Below are 26364 nucleotides of genomic sequence, written 5' to 3' on the forward strand. Positions count from 1 at the left end.
CCAAGGCAGCACAAATTCCAAACGGCACGCGAACCCTTTCCCTTGCCCCGGGGCGGGTTCCGCCTCTCGAAGAGAGGCTCGCGAGGGCCGTCCGGCATTGTTCGGAGCGGGCACAAAAAACGGCGGGATCCCTTGCCGCACAAGAGATCCCGCCGTGAAACGAACTAGCCCGCGGTGATCGGCGTCGTGGTCGGCTTCCAGGACGGGCGGTCACCTTCGAAGGCATCGATCTCACCGGCATGGCGCAACGTGAGAGCGATGTCGTCGAGGCCCTCCAGCAGCCGCCAGCGGACGTAGTCGTCGATCTGGAAGGGCGCGGTGAAGTCCTTGGCCCGCACGGTCTTGGTCTCGAGGTCGACCGTGACCTCCGTGCCGGGCTCGTTCTCGAGCAGCTTCCAGAGCAGTTCGACGTCGTGCTGCTCGCACTGCGCGGCCACCAGGCCGCCCTTGCCGGAGTTGCCGCGGAAGATGTCGGCGAAGCGAGCGGAGATGACGGCCCGGAAGCCGTAGTCCATCAGCGCCCAGACGGCGTGCTCGCGGGAGGAACCGGTTCCGAAGTCCGGTCCCGCGACCAGCACGCTGCCGTTCTTGAACGGCTCCTGGTTCAGGATGAAGTCCTCGTTGCCGCGCCAGGCGGCGAACAGGCCGTCTTCGAAGCCGGTCCGGGTGACCCGCTTGAGGTAGACCGCCGGGATGATCTGGTCGGTGTCCACGTTGGACCGGCGCAGCGGGACGCCGACGCCGGTGTGCTGGGTGAACGGTTCCATGGTGGGAGCTCCTCGGGTGGGTCAGCGGGCGGCGGTCAGCAGGTCTTCCGGCGACGAAAGCGTCCCCCGGACGGCCGTGGCGGCGGCCACCAGCGGGGACACCAGGTGCGTCCGGCCGCCCTTGCCCTGCCTGCCCTCGAAGTTGCGGTTCGACGTCGACGCGCTGCGCTCCCCCGGCTTCAGCTGGTCCGGGTTCATGCCCAGGCACATCGAGCAGCCCGCCTGCCGCCATTCGGCGCCGGCCTCGGTGAACACGGCGTCGAGGCCCTCGGCCTCGGCGGCCTTGCGGACCCGCATCGAGCCGGGGACCACCAGCATCCGGACCGAGTCCGCCACCTTCCGGCCGCGCAGCACCTCGGCCGCGGCCCGCAGGTCCTCGATCCGGCCGTTGGTGCAGGAGCCGAGGAAGACGGTGTCCACCGCGATCTCCCGCAGCGGCGTGCCGGGCTTGAGATCCATGTAGGACAAGGCCTTCTCGGCCGCGACGCGGTCGTTCTCGTCCGGGATCTGCTCCGGGTCGGGCACCTCGGCGCCCAGCGGGAGGCCCTGGCCGGGGTTGGTGCCCCAGGTCACGAACGGCGTCAGCGCGCTCGCGTCGAGGTGCACCTCGGCGTCGAACTCGGCGCCTTCGTCGGTGCGCAGCTGCCGCCAGTTCTCGACCGCCGCGTCCCAGTCGGCGCCCTGCGGCGCGTGCGGGCGGCCCTTCAGGTACTCGAACGTCGTCTCGTCCGGGGCGATCATCCCGGCGCGGGCGCCGGCCTCGATCGACATGTTGCAGACGGTCATCCGGGCTTCCATCGAGAGCGCCTCGATAGCCGAGCCGCGGTACTCCAGGACGTAGCCCTGGCCGCCGCCGGTGCCGATCTTGGCGATCACCGCGAGGATGATGTCCTTCGCCGTGACCCCCGGGCGCAGCTCGCCGTCGACGGTGATCGCCATCGTCTTGAATGGACGGAGCGGCAGCGTCTGGGTGGCCAGGACGTGCTCGACCTCGGACGTCCCGATGCCGAAGGCGATGGCGCCGAACGCGCCGTGCGTGGAGGTGTGGCTGTCGCCGCAGACCACGGTCATGCCGGGCTGGGTCAGGCCGAGCTGCGGGCCGATGACGTGCACGATGCCCTGCTCGGCGTCACCCATCGGGTGCAGCCGGACACCGAACTCCTTGCAGTTGCGCCGAAGGGTGTCGACCTGGGTGCGCGAGACCGGATCGGCGATGGGGAGCTCGATGTCGACGGTCGGGACGTTGTGGTCCTCGGTCGCGATGGTCAGGTCGGGGCGGCGCACCGGCCGCCCGGCCAGCCGGAGGCCGTCGAAGGCCTGCGGGCTGGTCACTTCGTGCAGCAGGTGGAGGTCGATGTAGAGCAGGTCCGGTTCGGCGCCTTCCCCTCGGCGCACGAGGTGGCTTTCCCACACCTTCTCCGCCAGTGTGCGGGCCTTGCCGGTCGGGCTGGTCATCTCCGGCTCCTTCCACGGTTCGACGTCGGAACTCGGGCGCGCACCGGCGGAACGGATGCGAGCCGCGAAGGAAGGGCGCAGCTCGAGTTCAGGGTTTTCCCAGATGCTGGACTTCCCAAAGTGCGGGACGCTAGTATCGGGTCGTGGGACAGCATAGCGGTATCGGAGTACTGGACAAAGCAGTGGCCGTGCTGCAGGCGGTCGCGGACGACCCCTGCGGCCTGGCGGAACTGTGCACGCGGACCGGTCTGCCGCGCGCCACCGCGCACCGGCTCGCGGTCGGGCTCGAGGTGCACCGGTTGCTGCGCCGCGGTCCGGACGGGCGCTGGCGCCCCGGTACCGCACTGGCCGAACTGGCGGGCGGCTCGACGGACCCCCTGCTCGACGCGGCGGGCGTGGTGCTGCCGAAGCTGCGGGACGTCACCGGCGAAAGCGTGCAGCTCTACCGGCGTGACGGCGTCCAGCGCGTGTGCGTCGCGACGGCCGAGCCGCCGAGCGGCCTGCGCGACACCGTCCCGATCGGGTCGCGCCTGCCGATGACGGCCGGCTCGGGCGCGAAGGTCCTCGCGGCCTGGGCCGACCCGCACACGCAGCGCACGATCCTGGCCGACGCGGTCTTCGGCGAGCGCACGCTCCTGGAGGTGCGGCGGCGCGGGTGGGCCCAGAGCGTGGCCGAGCGCGAACCCGGCGTGGCCAGCATTTCGGCGCCGGTGCGCGATTCGGCGGGCACGGTCGTGGCCGCGGTGTCGGTGTCCGGCCCGATCGAGCGCATCGGCCGCAAGCCCGGCGCCCGCTGGGCGGCGGACCTCCTCGCGGCGGCGGACGCGTTGCAGGAACGGCTTTAGCAATCGCGCCGGTGCCCCGGCTTGACCGGTTTCGACCGCTGTCGTGCTCGTGTTGTCGTGGTGGACCGTTCGGGGGAACCTCGCGGAATCCGCGTATTCGGTGACGGCGGTCACGTCTCCTTCAAGACAGCTCCACGGAGGGGGACCACGATGTTGAACAGACGGGCATTGGCGATGTTGCGGGCGGTCGGCGCCGGCCGCGCGGAACTGACCTGCAGCTGCGAACCGGACCTGCGGGTCGACGGCCTGCCGTGCTGCGACCAGGCGACCGCGCACGAGCTGGCGCGGGCGGGTCTGATCCGGCCGGCACGGGTCGTCGCCGTCGGGCAGTGGACGCGGGCGGAGCTCACCGACGACGGGCAGCGGGCGCTGGGCGGGACTCTCGCCGCGGCCTGAAGCAACCGTCCGGCAGGCTCGCGCGTGTACCCGCCGAGGACACCGCGAGGGGGACCCATGAAATTCGCTCCGGGGCTGCTCGGCGCCTGCCTGCTGCTGACCGCGTGCTCCGGCGCGCCCCCGGCGGCGCCGCCGACCGTGACCGTGACGGCACCCGCGACGCCGTCGGCGCCCGCCACCGCCGACCCGGCCGTGCTCGGCTGGATGGACGGATTCTGCGCCGTGATCCACGGCTACCGCGAACGCACCAACGACGAAGCGGGGGCGCCGAAGCCCGATCCGGGCTCGGTGGCCGAAGCGCAGCAGGTGCTGAGCGCGACCCTGGGCGGCATCGCGGCCCGCACCGGCGAGGTGGTCGACAAGCTGACGGCCCTGCCGCCGGCCCCGGTCCCGGTCGCCGAGAAGGTCCGGCAGGCATTCGTGACCAAGTACACGACGGCCCGCGACCGCGCGGCGGAGGCGAAGAAGGCCCTGGACGCCGCCAAACCGGGCGACGGCGCCTCCCAGGGGCCGGCCGCGGACGCTGTGAAGCAGGCACAACAGGACATCGACGGTACTTACGACCCGGTCGCGCCGATGGCGGAATCGCCGGAGCTGATGATGGCCGCGGCGACGGCGCCGGGCTGCAAGGGCTGACGCGCGCCGCGACCGAGTGCCGCAGCCCGGCCAGGCACCCGCCGCCTCATCTCGCCCAACGTCTTGAATGACTCATTCAGGTCCTCGGAGGTCCTGAATGACTCATTCAAGACGTGCGGTGAGGAAGCCGCCTCACCGCACCAGGGACGCCCGCAGCGGCAAGGACCGCGAAGAGTCACCGACCGACACCGTGAACCCGCCGCGCACCGGCTGCCACGCGTGCCCGGCCGTGTCCCACACCGAAAAGTCGCGCGCGTCCAGCCGGATCGTCACCCGCCGGGACTCCCCCGGCGCCAGCGAGACCCGCGAGAACCCCTTCAGCTGCCGAGGCGGTTCCCCGGCCGCCGCCGGGAAGCCCAGGTACAACTGGGCCACCTCGGCACCGGCCCGCCGCCCGGTGTTGCGGATCGTGAACGTCGCCGTCGCGCCGTCACCCGTGTTCCGCACCGACAGACCCGAGAACGCGAACGTCGTGTACGACAGGCCGTACCCGAACGGGAACAGCGGCGCCCGGCCCTGCGCGTCGAACCACCGGTACCCGACCTGCAGCCCCTCCGAATAAGTCGCGACCCCGTCCACCCCCGGGAACTGCGAAACCGTGTTCGCCGGGGTGTCCGCGTCCGCCGCCGGGAACGTGATCGGCAGCTTCGCCGACGGGTTGACGTCGCCGAACAGCACGCTCGCCACCGCCGCGCCGTCCTGCTGGCCGGGGTACCACGCCTGCAGGATCGCGGGCACCGAAGCCGCCCACGGCATCAGGACCGGGCCACCGCTCTTCACCACGACCACCGTGTGCGGGTTCGCCGCGGCGACGGCGGCCACCAGCGCGTCCTGGTCGCCCTCCAGCGCCAGGCTCGGCCGGTCCTTGCCCTCGGTCTCGTTGTCGCCGACCATCACGACGCTGACGTCCGCGGTGCCCGCCAGCGCGGCCGCCCGCGCGACGTCGCTGCCGTCATCGAGCGTCACCGCCGCACCCGGTACACGCTGCTGGAGGCCGGGTAATGGGTCCACTGTGGACGTCGGGATGACGGCCGAGCTGCCGCCGCCCCCGGTCTTGGCCCGGGTGGCGAACGGGCCGATGAGCGCGATCGACTTCACCGAAGGATCCAGCGGGAGCTGGGCGTGCTCATTGCGGAGCAGCACCATGCCGCGTTCGGCGAACTCCTTCGCGGCGGCGTCGTGCCGGTCGGTCGGCAGCGGCGAGAGCACCGGCGGGTGGTCGAACTGCCCGAAGGCGAACATCGTGCGGAACCGCGGCAGGAGCAGCTCGTCCACGCGCTGTTCGGTGACCTGCCCGGCGAGCACGGCCTGCTTCAGCTTGTCGCCGTACCAGGTGCCGTCGATCATCTCGAGGTTCATGCCCGCGGCCGCCGACCCGATCGTGCTGTGCGCGGCGCCCCAGTCCGACTGGACGAAGCCCTCGAAACCCCAGTCATCGCGCAGCTTGCCCTGCAGCAACGCCGGGTTCTCGCACATGAAGACGCCGTTGATCTTCGGGAACGCGCACATCACCGAGCCGGCGCGGCCTTCGACGACCGCCTGCTCGAAGTGCGGCAGGTAGATCTCGTTGAGCGTGCGCTCGTCGATGTGCTCGTCGATGCTGAAGCGCTGGGTCTCCTGGTTGTTCGCCGCGTAGTGCTTGACCTCGGCGATGGTGCCGTTCTCCTGGATGCCGCGGATGTCGGCGGCGGCCAGCGCGCCGGCGAGCACCGGGTCCTCCCCCGTGCCTTCGAACGTCCGGCCGTTGCGCGGGACGCGGGCGATGTTGATGTCCGGCGCCTCGGACACGTTGTGCGCGAGCGCGCGGGTTTCGGCGCCGATCAGCCGGCCGTAGCGGCGTGCGACGCCGGTGTCGAACGTCGACGCCAGCGCCATCGTGGCCGGCAGCGCGGTCGCCGGTTTCTGCGGTTTGTCGTCGGCCGGGCCCATGCCCGCCGGGCCGTTGGCGATGCGGAAGCCGGGCACGCCCAGACGCGGGATCGGCGGCACGAACCGCTGGTGCTCCGCGTCCGGCTGCAGGTGCAGCTGGGAGATCTTCTCGTCGAGGGTCATCGCCGCGATCAGCTCGGCGGCCCGGCGATCCGGTGCCTGCCGGGCATCGCGCCAAGGCTGCGTATCGGCCGCCGCCGGCGTCGCCAGCGACAAACCCAGGACCACCGCGAGAACGAGCCGTCCGGTGCGCATCGGCCAAGCTAACCCCATACGTGACCGGGAAACACAGCCACGACGATGTTCACGTACATGAAATTTCCGGCGGACTCAACCGTTTCCCCGGCTCAAGCGTGGGAGGAGCACGAAGGAGAGGGGACGAACCATGGTCAAGAAAACCCTGATCGGCCTAATGGCGGCGAGCGCGGCGACGGTCGCGCTCGCGGCCCCGGCGAGCGCGTCCGACGTCGGCTGGGGACTGACCCAGCAGGTGGAGCCGGGCGGCCGGGTCGACGCGGAAACCCACGCGGCGCTGGGCGGCTGCTCGCCGAAGACCGCGGTCACGTCGAAGGGATTCGCCGCGCCGCTGGTGTTCACCGAGGGCGGCAACTGGGGCCGCGCCGGCGGCCACACCACGGCGATCATGACGCCGGGCAAGTACACCGCGCAGTTCACCTGCTCGGACGGGCGCGTGGCCACCGGCAGCTTCACCATCCTCGGCACGCCGCCGCCGAGCAGCTCGGCGCACCCGAAACCGCCCACGACGAAGCCGAAGCCGCCGGCGACGTCGAAGGCCCCCAAGCCGGCGAAGCCGCAGGTCGCGGTCAAGCCGGCCGGTGCACCGCAGACGGGGGACGGCTCGCTGAGCTGATCCCCACCCCGGACACCCCGGGCGGCGCGTGCTCCCCAGGCCCGCCGCCCGGGGCCCGGCGTCAACGGACCGCGGCCAGCCGCAACGCCCGGTACACGAACTGCTGGTCCCCCAGCCGGTGCCGCAGGTCGCGCTCCAGCCCCGCGATCGGGTACAGGTTCTGCGGCGCCCGCGAATCCTTGTAAGCCACCGAAGCGAACCGTCCCAGCACCGCCTGCGTGAGGTTCGCCAGCCCGGCCACCTCGGCGCGCCCGAGGTGCGGCGCCGCCTCCACCCGCACGACCCCGGACCACGGCGGCCCGCCCACCGACGGCAGGCGCAGGTACCAGGAGTGCCGGACCCAGGTGGTCCCCATCAGGAACACCGGCGTGCGCTGGTGCGGCCCGAGCGCGCCGACCATCGCGTTGAGCTCGCCGGGCAGGTACGTCGTCTGGTGGCTCTTGATGAACCCGACCGCCCGCTCGAGGTGCGCGCGCCCGCGCAGCGGACCGTCCACGACCAGCAGGTCGCCGCGCACGTGGCTCGCCGTGCGCGCCCGGACCGCCGTCTCCTCCTCGACCAGCGCCAGCTGTTCCTGCAACGCCGAGGACAGCACCACCGGCAGCGGCTTGTCGTCCTTGGCCGCCGCGCGGTGGGCCGTGTAGAGGCCGGCCGGGGTCGCGATGTCGTCGGCCTGCGGGGCCACCGTGAACAGCCCGCGCCGGACGTCGGTGCCGACGACGTGCGCCTGCCCCTCGCAGCAGCACACCACGCCGGCCGCGTAGGAGGCGCAGATCCCGATCGACGCCGAGTTCGTGCCCGCCGGGTCGTCGATCCAGACGCGCGCGTCGATCCGCCGGACGCCGTCGACGAACAGCACGGCTTCGGGCGGTGTCACCGGCGAAGGGTCGATCGGCGCCCACTCGTCTTCCGGGACTTCGACGTCGAGCTCGACCTCGGCCTGGGAGCGGCCCAGTTCCTCGGCCTCCATCGAGCTGCCGTAGCCCGGGTCCCAGGTGTCGATGCTGAAGTTCATGCCTGCCACGGCGGTCATGCGCCCTCCCTGCCGATGTGCGAGCCGGAACCGTCGCGGGTGACCAGGAACCGCACCGGGACGCGCTCGGCCAGCGCGGGCACGTGCGTGATCACCCCGACCATCCGGGAGCCGGTGGCGGCGAGGTTCTCCAGCGTGGACGCCACGACGTCGAGGGTGGCTTCGTCCAGCGTCCCGAAGCCTTCGTCGAGGAAGATGGACTCGAGCCGGGTCGCGCCCTCCGCGGCCATCGCGCCGAGCTGGGACGACAACGCCAGCGCCAGCGAAAGCGACGCCTGGAACGTCTCCCCGCCGGACAGCGTCTTGACCGGGCGCCGGGCGTCGGCCTCGTTGTGGTCCACCACCAGGAAGTCGCCCTTGTCGTGGGTGAGCTCGAACTGGCCGCCGGAGAGTTCGAGCAGCGACGCCGACGCCTCGGCGACCAGCGTGTCGAGCGCACCGGCGATGAGCCAGCGCGGGAACTTGTCCGAGCGCAGCAGATCCGCGAGCAGCCGCGCGACCTGCGCGTCGGACTCGGCGGCCGCGATGTCGCCCTGCAGCCCGGCCACGTGCGCCACGCGCCGCTTCATTTCCGTGTGGTCGGCTTCGGCGCGGGCGCGGGCGGTCGCGAGGGCCACCGGGGCCCGGTCCCGCACCGATCCTTCCGGCAGCGGGACTTCGAGCGCGGTGATGTCGTCGGCGACCGCGCGTTCGGCCGCCCGCAACGCTTCGGCGGCTTCGTCCTCGGCTTTTCCGGCGGCGGCCAGCCGGGTGCGGTGCTCGGCCGCCTGCCCGGCTGCCCAGTCCGTGAGCGCGGTCCAGGCGCCGAGGAGGCTTTCGCCGTCGATCGGCGGCGCACCCAGACCGACGAGGGGATCGCGTGCGCGGGACAGCCGCTGCCGTTCCGCCGCCACCTGCTCGGCGACGCGGGCCTGGGCTTCCGCCGCTTGTTTCGCGGCCGCGCGGGCGGTCCGCAGGCCGGCGTCGGCGGCTTTCGCGGCTCGTTCCAGTTCGGCGACCCGCGCGAGCTGCTCGGTGACGGCTTCGGCCGACGGCGCGTCCTTCAGCGTTTCGACCAGTTCACCGTGCCGGCGCCGGGTCGTGGTCAGCGTGGTGCTCGCCGACTGTTCGGCCAGTGCCGCTTCTTCCGCTTGCTTCCGGCGCTGCTCGGCGGTCCGTTCCGCGGAGGCGAGGTCGTCCGCCGCGACGACGGCTTCCTTGCCCGCGGCTTCGGCGGCCGCTTCGAGCGCGGCCAGCGCGGTCCGCCGTTCCTCGAGCGCCGACGCCGCCCACGACGTCAGCAGCCGCCAGCCCGCCGGGACGTCGCCGGTGTCGACGGCGGGCGCGCCCAGTTCCACCAGCGGATCGCGGGCCGCGCGCAGGGCTTCCTTGGCCGCGGCGAACGACTTCTCGACGACCTCCGCTTCGCGCTGCGCGGCCGCGCGGTCGGTGCGGGCCGCCGCCAGTTCCTTGTCGGCGGCGTTCGCGGCCTCGGCGACGCGGGTGCGGGCGTCGATCGTCTTCGACAGCCACTCCCCCCGCTCGCGCACGGCCGTGACGAGGTCCGCGTAGTCCTGCTCGGAAAACGCCGCTTCGACCGGGCGGCGCAGAACCACCGACTCGGGTGGTCCGGCCACTTCCGCGAGCACCACGCGCAGTTCTTCCGCCTGCGCGGCCGCCGTCGCGGCCGAGTCGGCGTCGCGGTCCACGGCCCGCTCCAGCTTGCGCAGCGCGGACTCCGCGGTCGCGCGGCCGGCTTCCGCCCGCTCGAGGCGTTCGCGCGCCTCGGCCAGGTGGGCGTGCCCGCCGGCGTCGGGCAGGGTCGCGACTTCCTGCTCGCACACCGGGCACGGGTGCCCGACGGCGAGCCCGGCCCGCAGGCCCAGCGCCTGCCCGGCCCGTTCGGCTTCGGTGACCGCAGCCTTCGCCGCGGTGACTTCGGCGTCGGCGTGGGCGAAGGCGCTCCGCGCCGCCTCGAGTTCCGTGCGGCGCGCGGCCTGCTCGGGCGCGGCCTTCCGCTGGGCTTCGGCCACCGCGTAGAGCGTCCGGGCGTCGGAACGCGCGGCGGCGAGCGGGGCGACGTCGGGCCGTGCGGCCAGCGCCGCGCGGGCTTCGGCGTCGGCGGCCTCGGCGGCACGCAGGCGGGCATCGGCTTCGGCGGTGCGCTTCGCCACCCGCGCCGCCTCTTCCGACAGGTCCCCGAGATCCGCCGGCGGCCGCACCCCGGCCAGCCGGTCGCGTTCCCGGCGTGCGACGTCGGCCCGCGCGGCCGCGTCTTCGGCGGCCCGCGCGGTGGTGTCCCGGGTCTTGCGGGCCGTCTCGACCGCCGCCACGGCTTCGGCGACCGCCGCCGACGCGGCCGTCTTCGCCTCCGTCGCCGCTTTCGCCGCTTCTTCCAGGCCCGGGAGCGCCTTCTCGGCTTCGGCGAGTTCCGTGCGCGCGGCGCGGATCCGCTCCAGCCCGCTCCGGTCGGGTGCGGCGGCCAGCGCGGCACGGGCCGCTTCGTCCGCCGCCTCGCCGGTTTCCAGCCCGGCCTGCGCGGCCGTCACGGCGTCGGCCGCGGCCTGGCGCCGGGATTCGAGGTCTTCGACGCCGTCCGGGCGTTCCAGCGCGTCGAGGACGCCGAGTTCCTTGGTCAGCGTGGCGACGCGTTGCCGGGCTTCGTCGTGCGCGCGGGTCGCGTCGTTCAGCCCCGGCAACGCCGCGGTCACGCGCGCGTCCAGCTCGGCGAGGGCGGTCATCCGCGCGGCGAGCGCTTCGACGGCTTCCTCGGTCGCGTCGGCGTAGCTGCCGAGCTGTTCGGTCAGGACGGCGGCCCGCAGCTTCTGCTGTTCGGCGGTGACCCCGGCGCGGCGGCCGATCCGCTCGTAGACCTCCAGGCCCAGCAGCTTGATGAGGATCTTCTGCCGGTCGGCTGCCTTGGCGTGCAGGAACTCGGCGAAGTCGCCCTGCGGCAGCGCCACGCAGGTGCAGAAGTGCTTGAACGTCAACCCGAGCAGGCGTTCGACCGCCGGGGTGACCTCGGAGTCCGCGGCGACCGGGTCGGCGTCGTCCTCCGGGCCGCCGAGCGCGGTGGGGTCGATCAGCCGTTCCAAGCGGACGTTCTTGACGCTGACCGTGGGTTTCTTCCCGCCGCTGCGCCGGACTTCCCGCACGACGTGGTAGCGCGCGCCGCCCGCGTCGAAGACCAGCCGCACGGTGGCGCGGTTCGCCGTCGGCGCGAGCGCGGGCGAGACCAGGCCTTCGTGGTCCCAGCGGGCGACGGAGCCGTAGAGGGCGAAGGTGAGCGCGTCGATCACGGTGCTCTTGCCCGCGCCGGTCGGCCCGACGAGCGCGAAGTAGTCCGTGTCCGCGAAGCTGACTTCGGTCTTCTCGCGGAAGGACGCGAACCCGGTCATCTCCAGCAGCACTGGCCGCATGTCACACCCCGCTCGTCTCTTCGTCGTGCAGCCGCGCGAAGAGCGACTGGACGCGCTTGTCGTCGACGGTCCGCTCCTCGCAGTAGGACGCGAACAGCTCCCCCGGTGAGCGGTCCGCGATCGCGCGGTCGCCGCCCGCCGCCGTCACCGGCGCGGCGAACTCCGGGTCGATGCGGATTTCCAGGGCGTGGGGCAGGACCTCCTGGATTTCCTCGCGCAGCCCGGCCCTGGTCGCCTCGCGGACGTAGACGCGCAGGTAGTCCTCGCCGAACTCCGCCGCGCGGCCGATCAGCTCGGCCACCGTGCCGTGGACGGTCCGCAGCCGCCGCCCCGAGGTCAGCGGGATGTCGGTGATCTTCGCCGGCGTCGACGGCGAAACCTCGACCGCCAGCACGACGCTCTTGTTGTCCTGCTCGCCGAAGTCGACGGCGAACGGCGAACCGCTGTAGTGCACCGGGCACGCGGCGGGCAGCGACTGGCGGCGGTGCAGGTGGCCGAGGGCGACGTAGTGCGGGTCGGCGCCGAACGCCGTGGCCGGCACGTGGTACTCGAAGATGGACTGGGCCGCGCGTTCCCCGCCGCCCATGGCGCCGCCGGTCACCGTCAGGTGCGCCATGACGAGGTTCACCGCGCCGGGCGTGAAGCCGCCCTTGAGGTGCTCCAGGATGTCGCGCACGCGCTGGTCGTACTCGCCGACGTTGTCCGCCGGGGTCCCGGTGAGCAGCTCGGCGGCGCGGACCGCGTAGCGCTGGGAAAGGAACGGCAGCACGGCGACGTTGACGCGCTCACCCGTCGACCGCGCGTCGAACGACACGACCCCGCCGTCGGTGGCCGGGCGCGGGTTCCCGGTGAGGTGGATGCCCGCTTTGCGCAGCAGCGGCCGGTAGGCCTCGAACGTCGCGGCGTGGTCGTGGTTCCCGGCGATGGCCAGCACCTCGGCGCCGGTGTCGCGCAGCGCCATCAGCGCCTGCACCACCAGCTCCTGCGCGGCGGCCGACGGCGCCGACGTCTCGTACAGGTCGCCCGCGACCAGGATCGCGTCGAACTCCTCCTTCCGCGCGATCCGGACGATTTCGCCGAGCACCGCGCGCTGCTCGTCGAGCCGGTTGCGGCCCTTGAGCGTCTTGCCGACGTGCCAATCGGAGGTGTGCAGGAACTTCACACTTCGTCCTTCCGTTCGGATAGCGGGCGGCGGGCTCAGAAGGGAGGCGGGTCGTCACCGAACGGATCGGCGCTTCCGCTTCCCGACGGCAGGCCGGCGAAGGGATCGGCCTTCTTCGCCGTCGCCGTCTTCACCGGCACCTGGCCGGCCTCGGAAAGCCGCGTGGCCCAGGCCGGGAACGGGAAGCCGACGGCGATCGGCACCGGGATCTCCGGCTGGCTCACGAACATCGTGCCCGGCGTGGCGAGCGTCGCGCGGACCCGCTGGCTCTGCGGCAGGAAGCCGTACTCGGGCCGGGACGCCTCGGCGGCGTCGAGGCGCCCGACGATCCGCACCGAGCTGTTGCTGACGATCCGGCGCTCGACCTCGCTGGCGGTCTGCTGCGCGCCGATCAGGATGACGCCGAGGGAGCGGCCGCGCTCGGCGATGTCCAGCAGCACCTCCTTGATGGGGCTGCTGCCTTCCCGCGGCGCGTACTTGTTGAGCTCGTCCAGCATGGTGAACAGCAACCCGCCCGGGCCGGCGGCTTCCTTGCGCGCGGTCTCCGCCGCCAGCGTCACGCCGACGACGAACCGCTGCGCGCGCTCGACGAGGTTGTGGATGTCCACCACGGTCACCTGCTGGTTCTCCGTGGACAGCGAGCGGGCGGGGTGATCGGCGAGGTCACCGCGGATGAGGCCGGACAGGGCACGCTGGCTGGAGCGCAGGCGGCGGATGAAGGCGTTGACCGTGCCCGCGCCGGTGACCGCGCCCGCCCAGCTCGCGCGGGTTTCCTCGTCGGTGACCCGGTCGCAGATGACGTCGACGAGTTCGGCGTACGTGCGGCACAGCACGCCGTCGACGTTGGCGGCGCCGTCCTTGCCCGCGGGGGTGCTGTCCAGCCGCAACCGGTTCGCGACCTGGTGGATGACCATCGTGTACTGGTTGCGCTCGTCCTCGGCGTCGGCGAAGACGTAGGGCAGCAGGTCCTTCGCGCAGAACTCCGCGATGGTCCACCAGAACGCGCCAACGCCGGACGTGCGCCCGGTGACGTAAGGCTTCCCCGTGGTGTCCGACGGCGTCGGCGGCGCGTAGAACCCGACGGAGGCGAACGGCTCCGCGGGCAGGCCGAGCTTGGCGTACTCGGCCTTGAGCTTCTCGTCGAGGTGGACGTTCGGGGTGTCGAGGAACAGCAGGTCCTCGCCCTTGACCGAGAAGACGAGGGCCTTGGCGTTGTGGGCGTTCGGCAGCGCGCCGCCGCGGAAGATCGAGTGCAGCAGGAACAACGCGAACGACGTCTTGGTGGCCACGCCCGAGACGCCGCTGATGCTGACGTGCGCACCCCGCGTGCCGTCGAGGAAGTCCATGTTGAGGTAGACGGGTTCCCCGTCCCGGCCCAGGCCCACCGCCACTTGGCGGGTCATGTTGTCGAAGTACAGCGCCTGCGCGCGATCTTCTCCCACGGCCCGCGAGACGACGGCGCCCGGCTTGGGCGGCACGTAGCACTCGGGTTCGACGCGGGTGGTGGCGATCTCGGCGATCTCCTGCACCTGCGCGGGCAGGACGCCGTCGGAGATCAGGAAGACGTCGCTGCCGAAGCTGGCGCCTTCGTGCCGCGCGCTCACCTGCGTGACCACGCCGTAAGAGGTGACTTCCCCGAGCCCCGGCAAGTCCCGCCGGGTCACGACGACGTCGTCGAGCTGCAGATAGGCTTCCGGGTCGATGGCCACGCAGAACTGCAGCGGCGTCGAGTCTTCGGTGCCTGCCACCCGTCCGACCACGGTGGTGAGCGTCTCCTGGTCCACGGTTCTCCCTGTCCGCGCGGGTGTTCCTCCCGCGGCAGACTAGCCCGCCGCACCGACAGTCCCGCGGCCAACACGGCCTTGACCCCGGGATGTCACGACCGGACAAGACTGCGCCGAACGAGTGAGTTCACCCTTCGGGGAAGATCCTTTTCCCGCCGCAGAACCTTTTCCGGCGCCGGGCGGCCCCCGGACGGGCCCCGAACCCCGGCCGCCGCGCGGGATCGGGACGTGGGCCCCCGGCACACGTCGGGGAAGGGTGACTACCGGCGTGTCGCGGCGAAAGTTCTCCAAAAGGGCCTCGGGTCCTATATGGACGACCACAGTGGACGGCGCCGGACCATTGTTTTCCCTGCTCAGAGCCGTGCACGGAGTCCGGGATGCCATCGGGTGACTCTCCGGCGGAGGCCGTCCGGGAGGCGGAACTCGCCCCCGCACAAGGAAATATTTCACCCCCCGGTTGGATTTTGTGCGGTATTGGTAATACCGTGTGCAGTGTCGGCCGAGATGGGCCGTGACTAGTAGTTCCACTATGGAGGACTGGAATGACGAACAAGGCCCAGCTGATCGAGGCGCTGTCGGAGCGCCTGGGCGACAAGAAGGTGGCTTCGCAGGCCGTTGACGGTCTGGTGGACATCATCATCCGGACGGTCAACAAGGGCGAGAAGGTCAACATCACCGGCTTCGGTGTGTTCGAGAAGCGCGCCCGCGCCGCCCGTACCGCGCGCAACCCGCGTACCGGCGAGGCCGTGCGCGTCAAGAAGACCAACGTGCCCGCCTTCCGCGCCGGAACCACGTTCAAGGACGTCATCTCCGGCTCGAAGAAGCTGCCGAAGGCCACCCCGGTCAAGCGCGCCACCGCCGCCACGGCAACCCGCGCGACCGCCACCAAGGCCGCCGCGGCCCCGGCCAAGGCCACCACCACCCGCACCACGCGGGCGGCCGCCGCCAAGCCGGCCACCACGCGCGCGACCACGACGCGGACCCGCGCCACCGCGGCGAAGCCGGCCGCCAAGGCCACCGCCACCAAGGCGGCCCCGAAGACCGCGGCGAAGACCACCGCGGCCAAGGCCACCACGGCGAAGGCCACCACCACCCGCGCCAAGGCCGCCGCCAAGCCGGCCGCCACCAAGACCGCCGCGGCGAAGAAGCCCGCCGCCGCCAAGGCCCCGGCCAAGCGCACGTCGGCCGCCAAGAAGAAGTAACACCGGCCTCACCGCCGGAAGGGCCCCGCACCGGGATCGGTGCGGGGCCCTTCCGCGTTCCAGGCGCCCGAAACCGGTCCCGGCCCGCACGGCCAGGCCACTCCGCCGCCGGTGACCGGCCCGCCCAACGTCTTGAATGAGTCATTCAGGACCTCCGAAGACCTGAATGACTCATTCAAGACGTTCCCGGCCCACCCGTCAGGGTGAACGCCCCGGGGTTGCGGTTCCCGCTTCCGGGGTAGCCGCCGGAAGCAGACCCGGCGACAGGACCCCGAAGCGGACCTCGCCCACAGCCGGCAGTCCATCAAGGAGGCCAAGGAGGCCGCCGAGGAGGCCCACCTGGCCGACGCGGACGACGGCGAGACGCCGGGCGAAGCGGGCTTCGATCCGGGAATGCGAGCCGATTAACCCCGCCGGACGTCGGCTAAGTGGACGGGAAATTGCCGTACCGATCCTCGACTGGATACACTCCACCGAAGAACGTCGACCATTGTGCAACTTGTCACACGTCACGTTCGCCGAGCGCACATCCAGCTGAGGAGCATTCCCGTGGCCCAGAAAGTCCTCGTCGAGATCCTGGACGACATCGACGGCAGCAAAGCCGCCCAGACCGTTCAGTTCGGCCTCGACGGCGTCACCTACGAAATCGATCTGTCGGACGACAACGCCGCCGCCCTGCGCGACGAACTGGCCCGCTACGTCTCCGCAGGCCGCCGCATCGGGGGCCGCAAGGTCCGCGTGGCCACCGGCCAGTCGACCACGACCAGCACGACCGACCGCGAGCGCAACCAGCAGATCCGCGCCTGGGCCAACGCGAACGGCTACGAGGTCTCCGAGCGCGGCCGCCTTTCCTCCGAGGTGATCGCGGCTTACGAGCAGGCCCAGGTCGAGGAAGCGGAAACGCCCGCGGCCGCCCCGCGCAAGCGTGCCCCGCGCAAGAAGGTCGCCGCCGCGAAGAAGTAAGGCGGTGGCCGGCAGTTTACTGAGGCTTATTCTGGTCAGGCCGCCGCGCCCCGCGCGCAGACCGCCGGGGCAGTGCGGATGTCATGCGGCGGCCGACGGCTGAATAAGCCTCACTGGGGAACCGGCCCGTTGGCGGCAAGGACTGAACACCCTCGCCGCCGACGGAGGCCATTCCCCCGGTACGGGCAGCGACCGGTTCGTCACTTTGGCGCTAGCCCGAATTCCGGGCGGCATTCTTTTCCTCGCGAGCCCGTCAGTAAACCGACCGGAGCAGCGAGACCACCTCGGCTTCCCGGGGCAGGCGCGGCGCGTTCTTCGTCACAGCGTCGGCGACGGCATCCGCCGCGATGACCGCGATCCGGTCCCGTTCCACCCCCAGCTCCCGCAACGGCCGTTTGATCCCGAGTGCCCCGGAAATCTCCCGCACCGCGCCGATCGCCGCGCCGGGCGGCACCCGCAGCGCCCACGCCGTGCTCTCGTAAGCCGAAGCCGCGGCCTCCGCGCTGAACTCCATCACCTCCTCCAGCACCGCCGCCAGCGCGACGCCGTGCGGGGTTCCGGTGTGCGCGGTCAGCGCGTGGCCGATGCCGTGGACCAGCCCGAGTCCCGACAGCGTCAGGGCGTGCCCGGCCAGGTGGGCGCCCAGCATCAGCCGCGACCGCGCCTCGAGGTCGCTCCCGTCCCGGAACGCGGCCGGCAGCCAGTGCCCGACGAGGCTGATCGCCTGGGTGGCGTACGCGGCGGAGATCGGGCTGGAGCCGCGCGAGGACAGCGACTCGATGCCGTGGACCAGGGCGTCCAGGCCCGAAGCCGCGGTGACCGCCGCGGGCAGGCCCAGCGTGAGCTCGGGGTCCAGGACGGCGATCCGCGGCCGGACCGACGGGTGTCCGATGTAGACCTTGCGGCAGGCGCGGACGTCCTCGGTGACGCCGAAGCCGTTGGTTTCCGCGCCGGTGCCCGCCGTCGTCGGGACGGCGATCAGCGGCAGGCCGTCGGCGGCGTCCCACAGCCGGTCGGCGTCCGCGGCGACGGCCGGCGGGTTGCCCGCGAGCAGGGAGATGCCTTTCGCCGCGTCCAGCGCCGAACCGCCGCCGAGCGCGAGCACCACGGCATCGCCGAACGCGCGCAGGCGGGCGGCACCGCGGTCCAGCTCGGCCGTCGACGGGTTCGGGCCGACGTCTTCGTGCACGGCGTACTCGATCCCGGCCCGCGCGAGGATCTTCTCGACGCGGCCGACGATCCCGGTGGCCCGCAGCCCGCGGTCGGTGACCACGAACACCCGGGTGCGGCCCAGCTGGTCGACGAAGGCGGGCAGTTCGGCGACGACGCCGGGGCCGTATTCGGTGCGGCCGCCCGGCTCGACGGACAGCCGGGTCAGATCCGCCACCGTCGCACCGCCTCTTCGTCCAGTTCGACGCCGAGCCCGGGCCGGCGCGGCACCTCGACCTCGCCCGCCGCATTGATCGTCACGGGCTCGGCCAGCATGAAGTCGCGGCGTTCCGGCGTCCACCCGGGCGGGTCCCAGGGGAACTCGAAGTACGGCCCGCCGCCGACGCCGGCCGAGACGTGCAGGTTGGCCAGCACGCCGATGCCGTTGGTCCAGCTGTGCGGCGTGAACGCGCGGTGCTTGAGCAGCGCCAGCTCGGCGAGCGTGCGGGCGCGGTGCATGCCGACCGCGAGCACGACGTCCATCTGGTAGACGTCCAGGACGTCCTCTTCCAGGTAGCGCAGCAGTTCCGGCACCGAGTGGTGCATTTCGCCCGCCGCGATCCGGACGCCCGGGTTCTCCGCGCGGAGGGTCTTGAACCCGGCCAGGTCGTGGTAGGGCAATGGTTCCTCGACCCAGAGCACGTCCAGCTCGGCGAGCAGGCGCACCAGTTCCCGCGTCTTCACCAGGTCGGCGGCTGTGCTCGTGTCGCCGGCCATCCGCCAGGACTGGTTGAGGTCGACCATGATCCCGAAGTCCGGCCCGAGCGCGTCCCGCACGGCCGCGACGGCGGCGACCCCGTCGGCCACGCGGTCGCGGTCGATGCGGATCTTCATCGCCCGGAACCCGGCCTCCCGGGCCCGCAGCGCGGTTTCGACACGTTCCGGCGGCGGCTTCAGCTCGGCCGAAGAGGCGTACGCGGGCAGCGCGCGAGCGGCGTTCCCGAACAACGCCGCCACAGGCAGGCCCGCGACCTGCCCGATGACGTCCCAGAGTGCGGCTTCCAGCGGCCAGAAGCGCCCGCCGTGGAAGTTGGCCGTCTCGATCGCCTTGACGTGCCGGACGATGTCCAGCGGGTCCGCACCGAGGAAGAGGTGCTCGACGGCGGCGAACCCGGCCATGGTGTCCCCGGAGCCGATACCGGTGACGCCCTCGTCGGTGTGCACGCGCACGATCGTGGCGTCGAAGTGCCGCCGCGGCTCGGGGTCCCAGGCCGCGCGCAGCGGCGGGTCGAGCGCGAGCCGCAGCCGGTCGAGGGTGATGGCGGTGATCTTCACGGGCGCTCCAGTCGAAGGCGGTACGGCCGACGTTAAGAGCACGCGAAAACGGTGGGCAAGGATCCCGGGGACATCGCAACGCCCGTTGCGCTGACGCCAACTCCCGCCGTACTTTCCGTGCCATGCCCACCCCGGACGGCGGCGCGCGGCACCAGGGCCACGGCCTGCGCCGCGACCTGGACCTGCTGGAAGCGCTGGCCTCCCCCGAGGCACAGCGCGCCGGCGGGCTGGGGGTGGTCCGCCTCGCCCAGCTCACCGGCCGCGAGAAGAGCCAGGTGTCCCGCGCTCTCAAGGCGTTGGCGGAGGAGGGCGTCGTCGAGCGCGACCCGGACACCCTCGGCTACCGCCTGGGCTGGCGGCTGTTCTCCCTGGCCGCCCGCACGGTCGAGGACCGCCTGGTGCGCGCGGCCGAACCGGTGCTGCGCGAGCTGGCGGCCGAACTCGAGGAGACCACGCACCTCTGCGTCCTGCGCGACCAGGAGGTCCTGACGCTGCTGTCGGTGTCGGGGCATTCTTTCCGCGTCCCCGACTGGGAAGGCCGGGCCGTCCCGGCCCCCTGCACCTCGGCTGGCCGCGTCCTGCTGCTCGACGCCACCCCGGACGAGCTTTACATCCGCTTTGCCGCGTCCGAAGTTTCGTCGTTGCCGGAGCTGTGGCTGAAGATCCAGGAAGCCCGCCGGGACGGCTACGCCCGCGTCCGCGAGGAGTTCGAGGCCGGGTTGGTGGGGGTATCGGCCCCGATCCGCGACTTCCGCGGCCGCGTGGTCGCGGCGGTGAACGTCTCGGCCCCGGCTTCCCGGCTGGGCGAAGGTCTCGAGGCAGCGGGCCGGGAGACGGCAAAGGCGGCGGCGAGCATTTCCGCCCACCTCGGCTGGGTGATCAACCATCCGGCGTGAGGCCGGCAGCGGAAGGGCCCCGCACCGAGTTCGGTGCGGGGCCCTTCCGGCAGTGAAACCGGTGTTACTTCTTCTTCGCGGCCGACGTGCGCTTGGCCGGGGCCTTCGCGGCGGCGGGCTTCTTCGCCGCGGCCGTCTTGGTCGCGGCCGGCTTGGCGGCGGCGGTCTTCGCCCGGGTCGTGGTCGCCTTCGCCGTGGTGGCCTTGGCCGCCGTGGTCTTCGCCGCGGTGGTCTTCGGGGCCGCCTTGGTGGCGGTGGTGGCCTTGGCGGCCGGCTTCGCCGCGGTGGCGCGGGTCCGCGTGGTCGTCGCGCGCGTGGTGGTGGCCGGCTTCGCGGCCGCGGCGCGGGTCGTGCGGGTCGTGGTCGCCTTGGCCGGAGCGGCCGCGGCGGCGGTCTTCGTCGCCGTCGCGCGGGTCGCGGTGGCGCGCTTGACCGGGGTGGCCTTCGGCAGCTTCTTGGTGCCGCCGATGACCTCCTTGAACGTCGTGCCGGCGCGGAAGGCGGGCACGTTGGTCTTCTTCACCTTCACGGCCTCACCGGTGCGCGGGTTGCGCGCGGTGCGAGCGGCGCGGGCGCGCTTCTCGAACACACCGAAGCCGGTGATGTTGACCTTCTCGCCCTTGTTGACCGTACGGATGATGATGTCCACCAGACCGTCGACAGCCTGGGCAGCCACCTTCTTGTCGTCGCCCAGACGCTCCGACAGCGCCTCGATCAGCTGGGCCTTGTTCGTCATTCCAGTCCTCCATAGTGGAACTCACCACGGCCCATGACGGCCGACGTCACACAGAGTATTACCAAGACGCCGCAAAACCAAACGAGGGTGACCACGAACTCTCTTGTGCCGCCGGGGAAACCGTGGGCACGGCGCCCCCACCGAGTCCCACCTGGACACACACGCGCAGCGAGAACATCGGCCTGACCTGCACATACGTCGTCGAAGGCGAGCCATAGTCCATAGAGGACACAGGCCGCCCGGTCGCTCACCTGTTCGACGCGAGGGTCGGGAAATCCCTGTCCGCTCAACGAGTCCCCACACCTGTTCGGCGCCGGAACTCCCCTGTCGCCGGATTGTCGACGGGCTGTCGACGGCCCGTGCGAGCGTCGGTCAGACACCGAACGGGTTGGAGGTCCACGGACGATGCTTGATGTTTCGACGGCGTCCCGGTACATCGCGGTCGCCGCCCCGGGGACGATCACCGACGGCGAGTGGAAGGACAGGCATCCCGACGAGCCGCTGTCGCCGCCCGTGTACCAGGACTACGCCCTGATGAAGGTCCTGTACACGCTGCGGAAGAGCAGCCGGGCGTTCGGCATCCCCGTCCACTCCTTCCAGCACACCGTTCCGGTGACCCCGCTGGACTTCTCCGGTCTCCGGGACTCCGACGTCATCTTCGTCGTCGGCCACGGCAGCGACGAAGGGCTCTACGACATGGGCCCCCGCGCGGACGAGGGGATGGACCGGTTCATCGACATCCTCACGGCGGACGGCAACCTGAAACGGCGCCGTGAGGGCAAGGGGGTCACCATCCTCATGCTGTCCTGCCGCGCCGGGTTCGGCTACCACAAGGCGCTGGCGTTCCGGCTCTCCCAGAAGCTGTCGATCGACGTCACCGTGGGCGGGGCGCTGGGCTTCACCTTCGGCTCCGTCAAAACCTCGAAGACGGCCCGCAACGAAGTCCTCATCCGCGGCATTCCCTGGGACATGGAGTACCCCGACACCATCCCGCGCGCGGAGGCCGAGGACGAGACCTCGGCGCGGGAGGGCAGGCGCATCACCGTCGCCGGGAAGCAGGCCGACATCACCCGGTTCCTGGACACCAAGACGCCACTGGAGAAAGCCATGAACGCGATCGTCCAGCAGCTCACCAGCAAGGAAGTCAACCAGGCGCTGATCGAGCTGGACCTGAGGTTCGGCCGGCGGCGCTGGGACCCCTTGCTCCGGGCGCAGTTCGAGCTCTACTCCCAGGCGAGGACGCGCAGCAACCTCGAGTTCGACATGTGGTTCCCCAACGTCGTCGACGGCTACGTCTGGACCGACGGGCGGAAGGTCACCGCGGCCGAGGCCGACGCCGCGCTCAAGGGCGAGCTGATCCCCGTCGCCCCCGGATACACCTCGACGAGGTGAGCGGCGATGACCACACCGGATGACACCTTCCAGCAAATCCTCCTGCGCGAGGTCCGGCTGCTGCTCGTGCCGTTCGCCGGCACCATCGAAGGCGGGACGACGGCGAAGCTGCTGTCCGACACCACCGGCTGGGACCTGCTGAGCGGCACCGATCCCGCGAACGACGTCCGGGTCCTCGAGCTGTCCAACGCCTACCAGGCGCTCGACGCGCTCGTCGAAGACACGCCGCACGCGCTCGCGGACGTCGTCGAGGCGTTGCGGCGGCTCACCGAACTCTGGGCGACCGCCCGCGAGCTGCCGGTCCAGCCGCTGCCCGGTGGCGAAGCCGCCGGGGTGCTCGGCCGTGACCTCGCCGAGGGTCTCGTGCTCGACGACCTGAGAACCTGGCACCCGCTCGTCCACGACATCCTGGCCCTGCTGACGATCATCCGGCTGCCCGGCGGGATTTCCCTCGACCGCGTCGTCGACCTGTTCACCCACCCGCTGACCGTGCTCGGCGACGAATACCTCGGGCCGGGCGGGCTCACGACCGCCGACGACGCGCGCGTCGCGGCGGGTCGGCTCTTCCCCCGGCTCGCCTCCCTGCTCCGGCACCTCGGGCTGCACGCCGAGTTCGGCACCACGTCCCTGGGCGGGCCGCTACCCGCCGACGCCGCCGCCCGCGTCGCCGGCGGCATGCTTTCGGTCTACCTCCAGCCCGACTTCGAGGACCCGGACCGGTACGGCGTCACGCTCGCCCTGTCCCCGCGGGACCTCGGCGGCCCCGGGCTCGTCGTCGTGCCCTTCGGTCAGGTCTCACCGTTCTGGGACGCCGACATCGATCTCCGGCCCGCGGCCGACGGGTTCGCCATCGGCCCCGCCGGAGTCACGCTGTTCGGGACGTCGGGCCCCCTCCACACCGCGCTGACCATCGCCGAACTGCCCGGGCAGGTCATCGGCGCCGTCGACGCGACGAGGCTGGAACTCGGGACCGTCACGGTTTCGGCCACCCTCGCCCTCGACCCCAAAAACCCCGAGTACGGGCTGACCGTGGACCTGGGCGAATCGTCCCTCGTGATCGAGGCCAGTGACGGCTTCCTCGCGTCGATCCTGCCCGCCGACGGGCTGCGGACCACGTTCGACCTCGGCGTCGCCTGGTCCAACACCAAAGGCCTGCACTTCACCGGGAGCGCCGGGCTCGACGTGTCGCTGCCGGGCTTTTCGGTCGGCGGCGTGCTCAGCGTCCCGTCCGTGGACCTCTCGCTGCACGCCGTCGACGACCACCTGGCCGCCCAGGCGTCGGCGGCCCTGTCCGTCTTCCTCGGCCCGGTGCACGCGACGGTCGTCGGCGCCGGTTTCGGCACCAAGCTCACTTTTCCGGCCGAAGGCGGCAACCTCGGCGTCGCCGACATCGAGCTCGCCGGGAAACCGCCGACCGGGGTCGGTCTCACCATCGGCGCGAACGGCGTCTCCGGTGGCGGGTTCCTGTCCTTCGACGCCGAACGCGGCGAGTACGCGGGCGCGGTGGAGCTCGAGCTCGCGGACTTCCTCGCGGTCAAGGGCATCGGGCTCATCACCACCCGCCGTCCCGATGGCTCCCCCGGCTTCTCGCTGCTGGTCGTGCTCACCGCGGAGTTCCCGGCCGGCATCCAGCTCGGCGCCGGGTTCACGCTGCTCGCCGTCGGCGGCCTGATCGGGCTGAACCGCGGGATGAACCTGCAGGCGCTCGTCGAAGGCGTGGCGAACGGGGCGATCGAGTCGGTGGCGTTCCCGAAGGACGTCGTCGCGAACGCGCCGCGGATCCTCTCCGACCTCAACCGGTTCTTCCCCGTCGAGGAGGGCACTTTCCTCGTCGGCCCGATGGTGAAGATCGGCTGGGGAACGCCGACGCTGATCAGCGTCTCGCTCGGGGTGATCGTCGAAATCCCCGGCGACATCGCGGTGCTCGGTGTGGTGCGGGCGGCGCTGCCGACCGCGGACCACCCGCTTCTGCTGCTGCAAGCGCAGTTCATCGGCGCGCTGGAGCTGTCGAAGTCGCGGGCGTGGTTCTTCGCCAAGCTCTTCCGGTCCCGGATCATGGGGATGACCGTCGAAGGCGGCATGGGCGTGCTGACCGCCTGGGGCAGCGCCAGCGATCTGATCATCACCGTCGGCGGGTTCCACCCGTCGTTCCGGCCGCCGCCGCTGCCTTTCCCGGTGCCCGACCGGCTGGCCGTGCCGCTGCTGAACCGCAGTGGCCAGCTGGTCCGGTTGACCGGCTACTTCGCGATCACCCCCAACACCGTGCAGTTCGGCGGCGACGTCGAAGTCCGGCTCGGGTTCAGCGCGTTCCGCGTCGAAGGCCACCTCGGCGTCGACGGGCTGATCCAGCGCTCCCCGTTCCGGTTCACCGCGCACACCGGCGGCGACGTCTCGCTCAAGGTGTTCGGCATCGGCGTGTTCACCCTCGGCCTCGACTTCACCCTCGAAGGGCCGGCGCCGTGGCGGGCGCACGGGCGCGGGTCGATCGGGTTCCTGTTCTTCTCCGTCTCCGCGGACTTCGACCTGACCTGGGGCGAGGCGCTGGACGTCTTCCTCCCGCCGATCGCCGTGCTCGACCTGCTGGCGAGCGAGCTGAACAAGCCGGAGGGCTGGGAAACCCGGCTGCCTTCGGGCGGGAAGCAGTCGCTGGTCAGCCTTCGCGTGCTGCCCGGCACGGACGACCTGGTGCTGCACCCGCTCGGCACGCTGGTGATCACCCAGCGGGCGCTGCCGCTGAACGTCCGGGTGGACCGGGTCGGCGGGCAGCGCGCGAGCGACGGGAAGCGGTTCAGCGTCGAGCCGGTGGCCGGCACCGGGCTCAAGCGGGCCGCGATCACCGGCGACCGGTTCGCGATGGCCCAGTACCAGGACATGTCGGACGCCGCGAAGCTGTCCCGGCCCTCCTACGAAACGCAGGACGCCGGCCTCGAGCTCACCGCCGCCGACGGCGCGCTGGCCACGGCTCGCGTCGTCCGCCGCTCGGCCCGCTACGAACTGCACGTCATCGGCGACGACGCCCCGGTGACCGGGTTCGCGGCCGCCCCGCCGGTCAAGCGCTTCCACAGCGTCGCCGCGCCGGTGTTCGAAGAACTGCGCAAGGGCGCCAGCACGAGCCGGGCCCCGCTGTCCGCGCGGCAGGCCCGGCAGAAGCAGCCGTTCGCGGCGCAGGACACGGTCCGGATCGACGAGCAGCGGTTCGTCGTGGCCTACGTCAAGAGCAACCGGCAGGCGTTCCCGCGCAGCAAGCCGGGCCGGCCCCGGGTGGCGGCGACGTTCCGCAGCCGCGCCACGGCCGAAGACGCGCTCGCCGGGTTCGTCGCCGACGACCCGGCACTGGCCGGCCGGCTGCACGTGATCCCGGCGGCCGAAGCGGCCATCACGCCGGGCGTGCCCGGCACGTGGTCCCCCGCCGGCACCCTGCCGACGCCGGTGTCCACTGTGGACATGGCCGCGCTGCCCAGCGGCGCGGTGCTGATCGCGGGCGGTACCGACGATTCGGGTGCGCCGGTCGCCGCGACCGCGTTGTTCGATCCGGCCGGGGACTCGTGGGCGGCCGGCCCGGCGCTGGCGAAGCCCCGGCAGCAGCACACGACCACGGCCCTGCTCGACGGCCGGGTGCTGGTCGCGGGCGGCGCGGAAACCGCGTCCGCGGAGCTGTTCGACCCGGCGGGCCGCCGCTGGACGCCGACGTCGTCGATGACCGCCGTCCGCCACGGCCACTCGGCGACGCGGCTGGCGGACGGCCGCGTGCTGGTGGCCGGTGGCCGCGGCGCGCTCACCACCGCCGAGGTGTACGACCCGAAGACCGGGACGTGGACCGCGACGGCTCCGATGACCGACGCCCGCGCGGACCACCAGGCCGTGCTGCTGAACGACGGGCGGGTCCTGGTCGTCGGCGGCGCGCTCCCGACCGGCGACGGCGGGGCCGCTCCCCTCGCGTACTGCGAGCTCTACGACCCGGCCACTCAGGAATGGACGCCGACCGGCACGCTCCACCAGCCCCGCGCGGGGCACCAGGCCGTGCTCCTGCCGGACCACCGCGTCCTGGTCACCGGCGGCGACCCGGTCCTCGCGCCCGACCGCACGCTGGACCCGCACAGCCTCGCGACCGTCGAGCTGTACGACCCCAAGACCGGCGGTTGGCAGGCCGGGCCGTCCATGCCGGGCGGCGGCCGCAGTAGGCACCGCGCGCTCACGCTGCGGTCGGGCACCGTGCTCGTGACCGGCGGTACCGGCGCACCGGAACGCACCGCGGGCTACCGGTCGGTACTCACCTTCGACCCCGTCGCGGACGCGTGGTCCCCGCTCGGCGGCCTGCTCACCGGCCGCAGCGCCCACGCGATGACCGAACTCCCCGACGACCGCGTGCTCCTCGCCGCGGGCGCCGGCCCCGGCGAGGTGCTCATCCCTTGACC

19 protein-coding genes are annotated in these 26364 nt (G+C 72.2%); 9 read left to right on the forward strand and 10 right to left on the reverse strand.

Annotated elements, in window-relative coordinates; genetic code table 11:
• Positions 1–164: 164 nt before the first annotated feature.
• Together leuD and leuC are read right to left on the reverse strand one after the other, a co-directional pair.
• Positions 165–767 (reverse strand): 3-isopropylmalate dehydratase small subunit, encoded by a 603-nt coding sequence (gene leuD, locus H4696_RS24675; protein WP_086856807.1) that lies wholly within the window; start codon positions 765–767, stop codon positions 165–167.
• A gap of 21 nt (positions 768–788) precedes the next feature.
• Positions 789–2222, reverse strand: coding sequence for a 3-isopropylmalate dehydratase large subunit (leuC, locus tag H4696_RS24680; protein ID WP_086856808.1), 1434 nt, complete (start codon positions 2220–2222; stop codon positions 789–791).
• Positions 2223–2365: 143 nt separating this feature from the next.
• On the opposite strand from leuC, the gene H4696_RS24685 reads away from it, so the two are divergent.
• The 3 genes from H4696_RS24685 to H4696_RS24695 all read left to right on the forward strand — a co-directional run bounded on the left by H4696_RS24685 (position 2366) and on the right by H4696_RS24695 (position 4099).
• Positions 2366–3067, forward strand: a complete 702-nt coding sequence (locus H4696_RS24685; RefSeq protein ID WP_163046815.1) for an IclR family transcriptional regulator — start codon at positions 2366–2368, stop codon at positions 3065–3067.
• Positions 3068–3217: 150 nt separating this feature from the next.
• Positions 3218–3463, forward strand: a complete 246-nt coding sequence (locus tag H4696_RS24690) for a hypothetical protein (RefSeq protein ID WP_086856810.1) — start codon at positions 3218–3220, stop codon at positions 3461–3463.
• A gap of 57 nt (positions 3464–3520) precedes the next feature.
• Positions 3521–4099: a hypothetical protein gene (locus tag H4696_RS24695; RefSeq protein ID WP_192782514.1), complete on the forward strand. Its 579-nt coding sequence runs from the start codon at positions 3521–3523 to the stop codon at positions 4097–4099.
• A gap of 132 nt (positions 4100–4231) precedes the next feature.
• On the opposite strand, the gene H4696_RS24700 is transcribed toward H4696_RS24695, so the two are convergent.
• Positions 4232–6283 carry a glycoside hydrolase family 3 C-terminal domain-containing protein gene (locus H4696_RS24700; protein ID WP_086856811.1) on the reverse strand — a complete coding sequence of 684 codons (2052 nt, stop codon included), beginning with the start codon at positions 6281–6283 and terminating at the stop codon, positions 4232–4234.
• Positions 6284–6413: 130 nt separating this feature from the next.
• Between H4696_RS24700 and H4696_RS24705 the strand changes: the two genes are divergently transcribed.
• Positions 6414–6899 carry a hypothetical protein gene (locus H4696_RS24705; RefSeq protein ID WP_086856812.1) on the forward strand — a complete coding sequence of 162 codons (486 nt, stop codon included), beginning with the start codon at positions 6414–6416 and terminating at the stop codon, positions 6897–6899.
• A gap of 61 nt (positions 6900–6960) precedes the next feature.
• On the opposite strand, the gene H4696_RS24710 is transcribed toward H4696_RS24705, so the two are convergent.
• The 4 genes from H4696_RS24710 to H4696_RS24725 are packed head-to-tail and all read right to left on the reverse strand — an operon-like array spanning position 6961 to position 14276.
• On the reverse strand, positions 6961–7932 hold the full coding sequence (locus H4696_RS24710; RefSeq protein WP_086856813.1) for a hypothetical protein: 972 nt from the start codon (positions 7930–7932) through the stop codon (positions 6961–6963).
• A complete protein-coding gene (locus H4696_RS24715) occupies positions 7929–11330 on the reverse strand; it encodes an AAA family ATPase (protein ID WP_192782515.1) in 3402 nt (1133 codons plus the stop codon). The genes H4696_RS24710 and H4696_RS24715 overlap by 4 nt, the downstream gene beginning before the upstream one ends.
• Position 11331: 1 nt before the next feature.
• On the reverse strand, positions 11332–12492 hold the full coding sequence (locus tag H4696_RS24720) for an exonuclease SbcCD subunit D (RefSeq protein WP_086857248.1): 1161 nt from the start codon (positions 12490–12492) through the stop codon (positions 11332–11334).
• A 35-nt stretch (positions 12493–12527) separates the two neighbouring features.
• Positions 12528–14276, reverse strand: coding sequence for an ATP-binding protein (locus H4696_RS24725; protein ID WP_086857247.1), 1749 nt, complete (start codon positions 14274–14276; stop codon positions 12528–12530).
• 542 nt (positions 14277–14818) lie between these two features.
• Here H4696_RS24725 and H4696_RS24730 point away from each other — a divergent pair.
• Complete coding sequence (locus H4696_RS24730) at positions 14819–15478, forward strand: HU family DNA-binding protein (RefSeq protein ID WP_086857246.1); 660 nt, start codon at positions 14819–14821, stop codon at positions 15476–15478.
• Between the two features lie 549 nt (positions 15479–16027).
• A complete protein-coding gene (locus tag H4696_RS24735) occupies positions 16028–16441 on the forward strand; it encodes a histone-like nucleoid-structuring protein Lsr2 (protein ID WP_086857245.1) in 414 nt (137 codons plus the stop codon).
• A gap of 253 nt (positions 16442–16694) precedes the next feature.
• On the opposite strand, the gene H4696_RS24740 is transcribed toward H4696_RS24735, so the two are convergent.
• Together H4696_RS24740 and H4696_RS24745 are read right to left on the reverse strand one after the other, a co-directional pair.
• The gene (locus H4696_RS24740) at positions 16695–17828 is read right to left on the reverse strand and encodes an iron-containing alcohol dehydrogenase family protein (RefSeq protein WP_169734858.1); all 1134 of its coding nucleotides are present in this window, start codon (positions 17826–17828) and stop codon (positions 16695–16697) included.
• Positions 17816–18925, reverse strand: coding sequence for a mandelate racemase/muconate lactonizing enzyme family protein (locus H4696_RS24745; RefSeq protein WP_086857244.1), 1110 nt, complete (start codon positions 18923–18925; stop codon positions 17816–17818). The genes H4696_RS24740 and H4696_RS24745 overlap by 13 nt, the downstream gene beginning before the upstream one ends.
• A gap of 122 nt (positions 18926–19047) precedes the next feature.
• On the opposite strand from H4696_RS24745, the gene H4696_RS24750 reads away from it, so the two are divergent.
• Positions 19048–19821, forward strand: a complete 774-nt coding sequence (locus H4696_RS24750) for an IclR family transcriptional regulator (RefSeq protein WP_086857243.1) — start codon at positions 19048–19050, stop codon at positions 19819–19821.
• A gap of 64 nt (positions 19822–19885) precedes the next feature.
• On the opposite strand, the gene H4696_RS24755 is transcribed toward H4696_RS24750, so the two are convergent.
• Positions 19886–20557 (reverse strand): HU family DNA-binding protein, encoded by a 672-nt coding sequence (locus H4696_RS24755; RefSeq protein WP_086857242.1) that lies wholly within the window; start codon positions 20555–20557, stop codon positions 19886–19888.
• 405 nt (positions 20558–20962) lie between these two features.
• On the opposite strand from H4696_RS24755, the gene H4696_RS24760 reads away from it, so the two are divergent.
• Both H4696_RS24760 and H4696_RS24765 read left to right on the forward strand, forming a co-directional pair.
• Positions 20963–21949: a hypothetical protein gene (locus H4696_RS24760; protein ID WP_086857241.1), complete on the forward strand. Its 987-nt coding sequence runs from the start codon at positions 20963–20965 to the stop codon at positions 21947–21949.
• Positions 21950–21955: 6 nt separating this feature from the next.
• Positions 21956–26362, forward strand: a complete 4407-nt coding sequence (locus H4696_RS24765; protein ID WP_086857240.1) for a DUF6603 domain-containing protein — start codon at positions 21956–21958, stop codon at positions 26360–26362.
• The last annotated feature ends 2 nt before the right edge of the window (positions 26363–26364 follow it).

Origin of the sequence: Amycolatopsis lexingtonensis, from assembly GCF_014873755.1 — a bacterium.
In the GTDB taxonomy this organism is placed as follows: Bacteria; Actinomycetota; Actinomycetes; order Mycobacteriales; family Pseudonocardiaceae; genus Amycolatopsis; species Amycolatopsis lexingtonensis.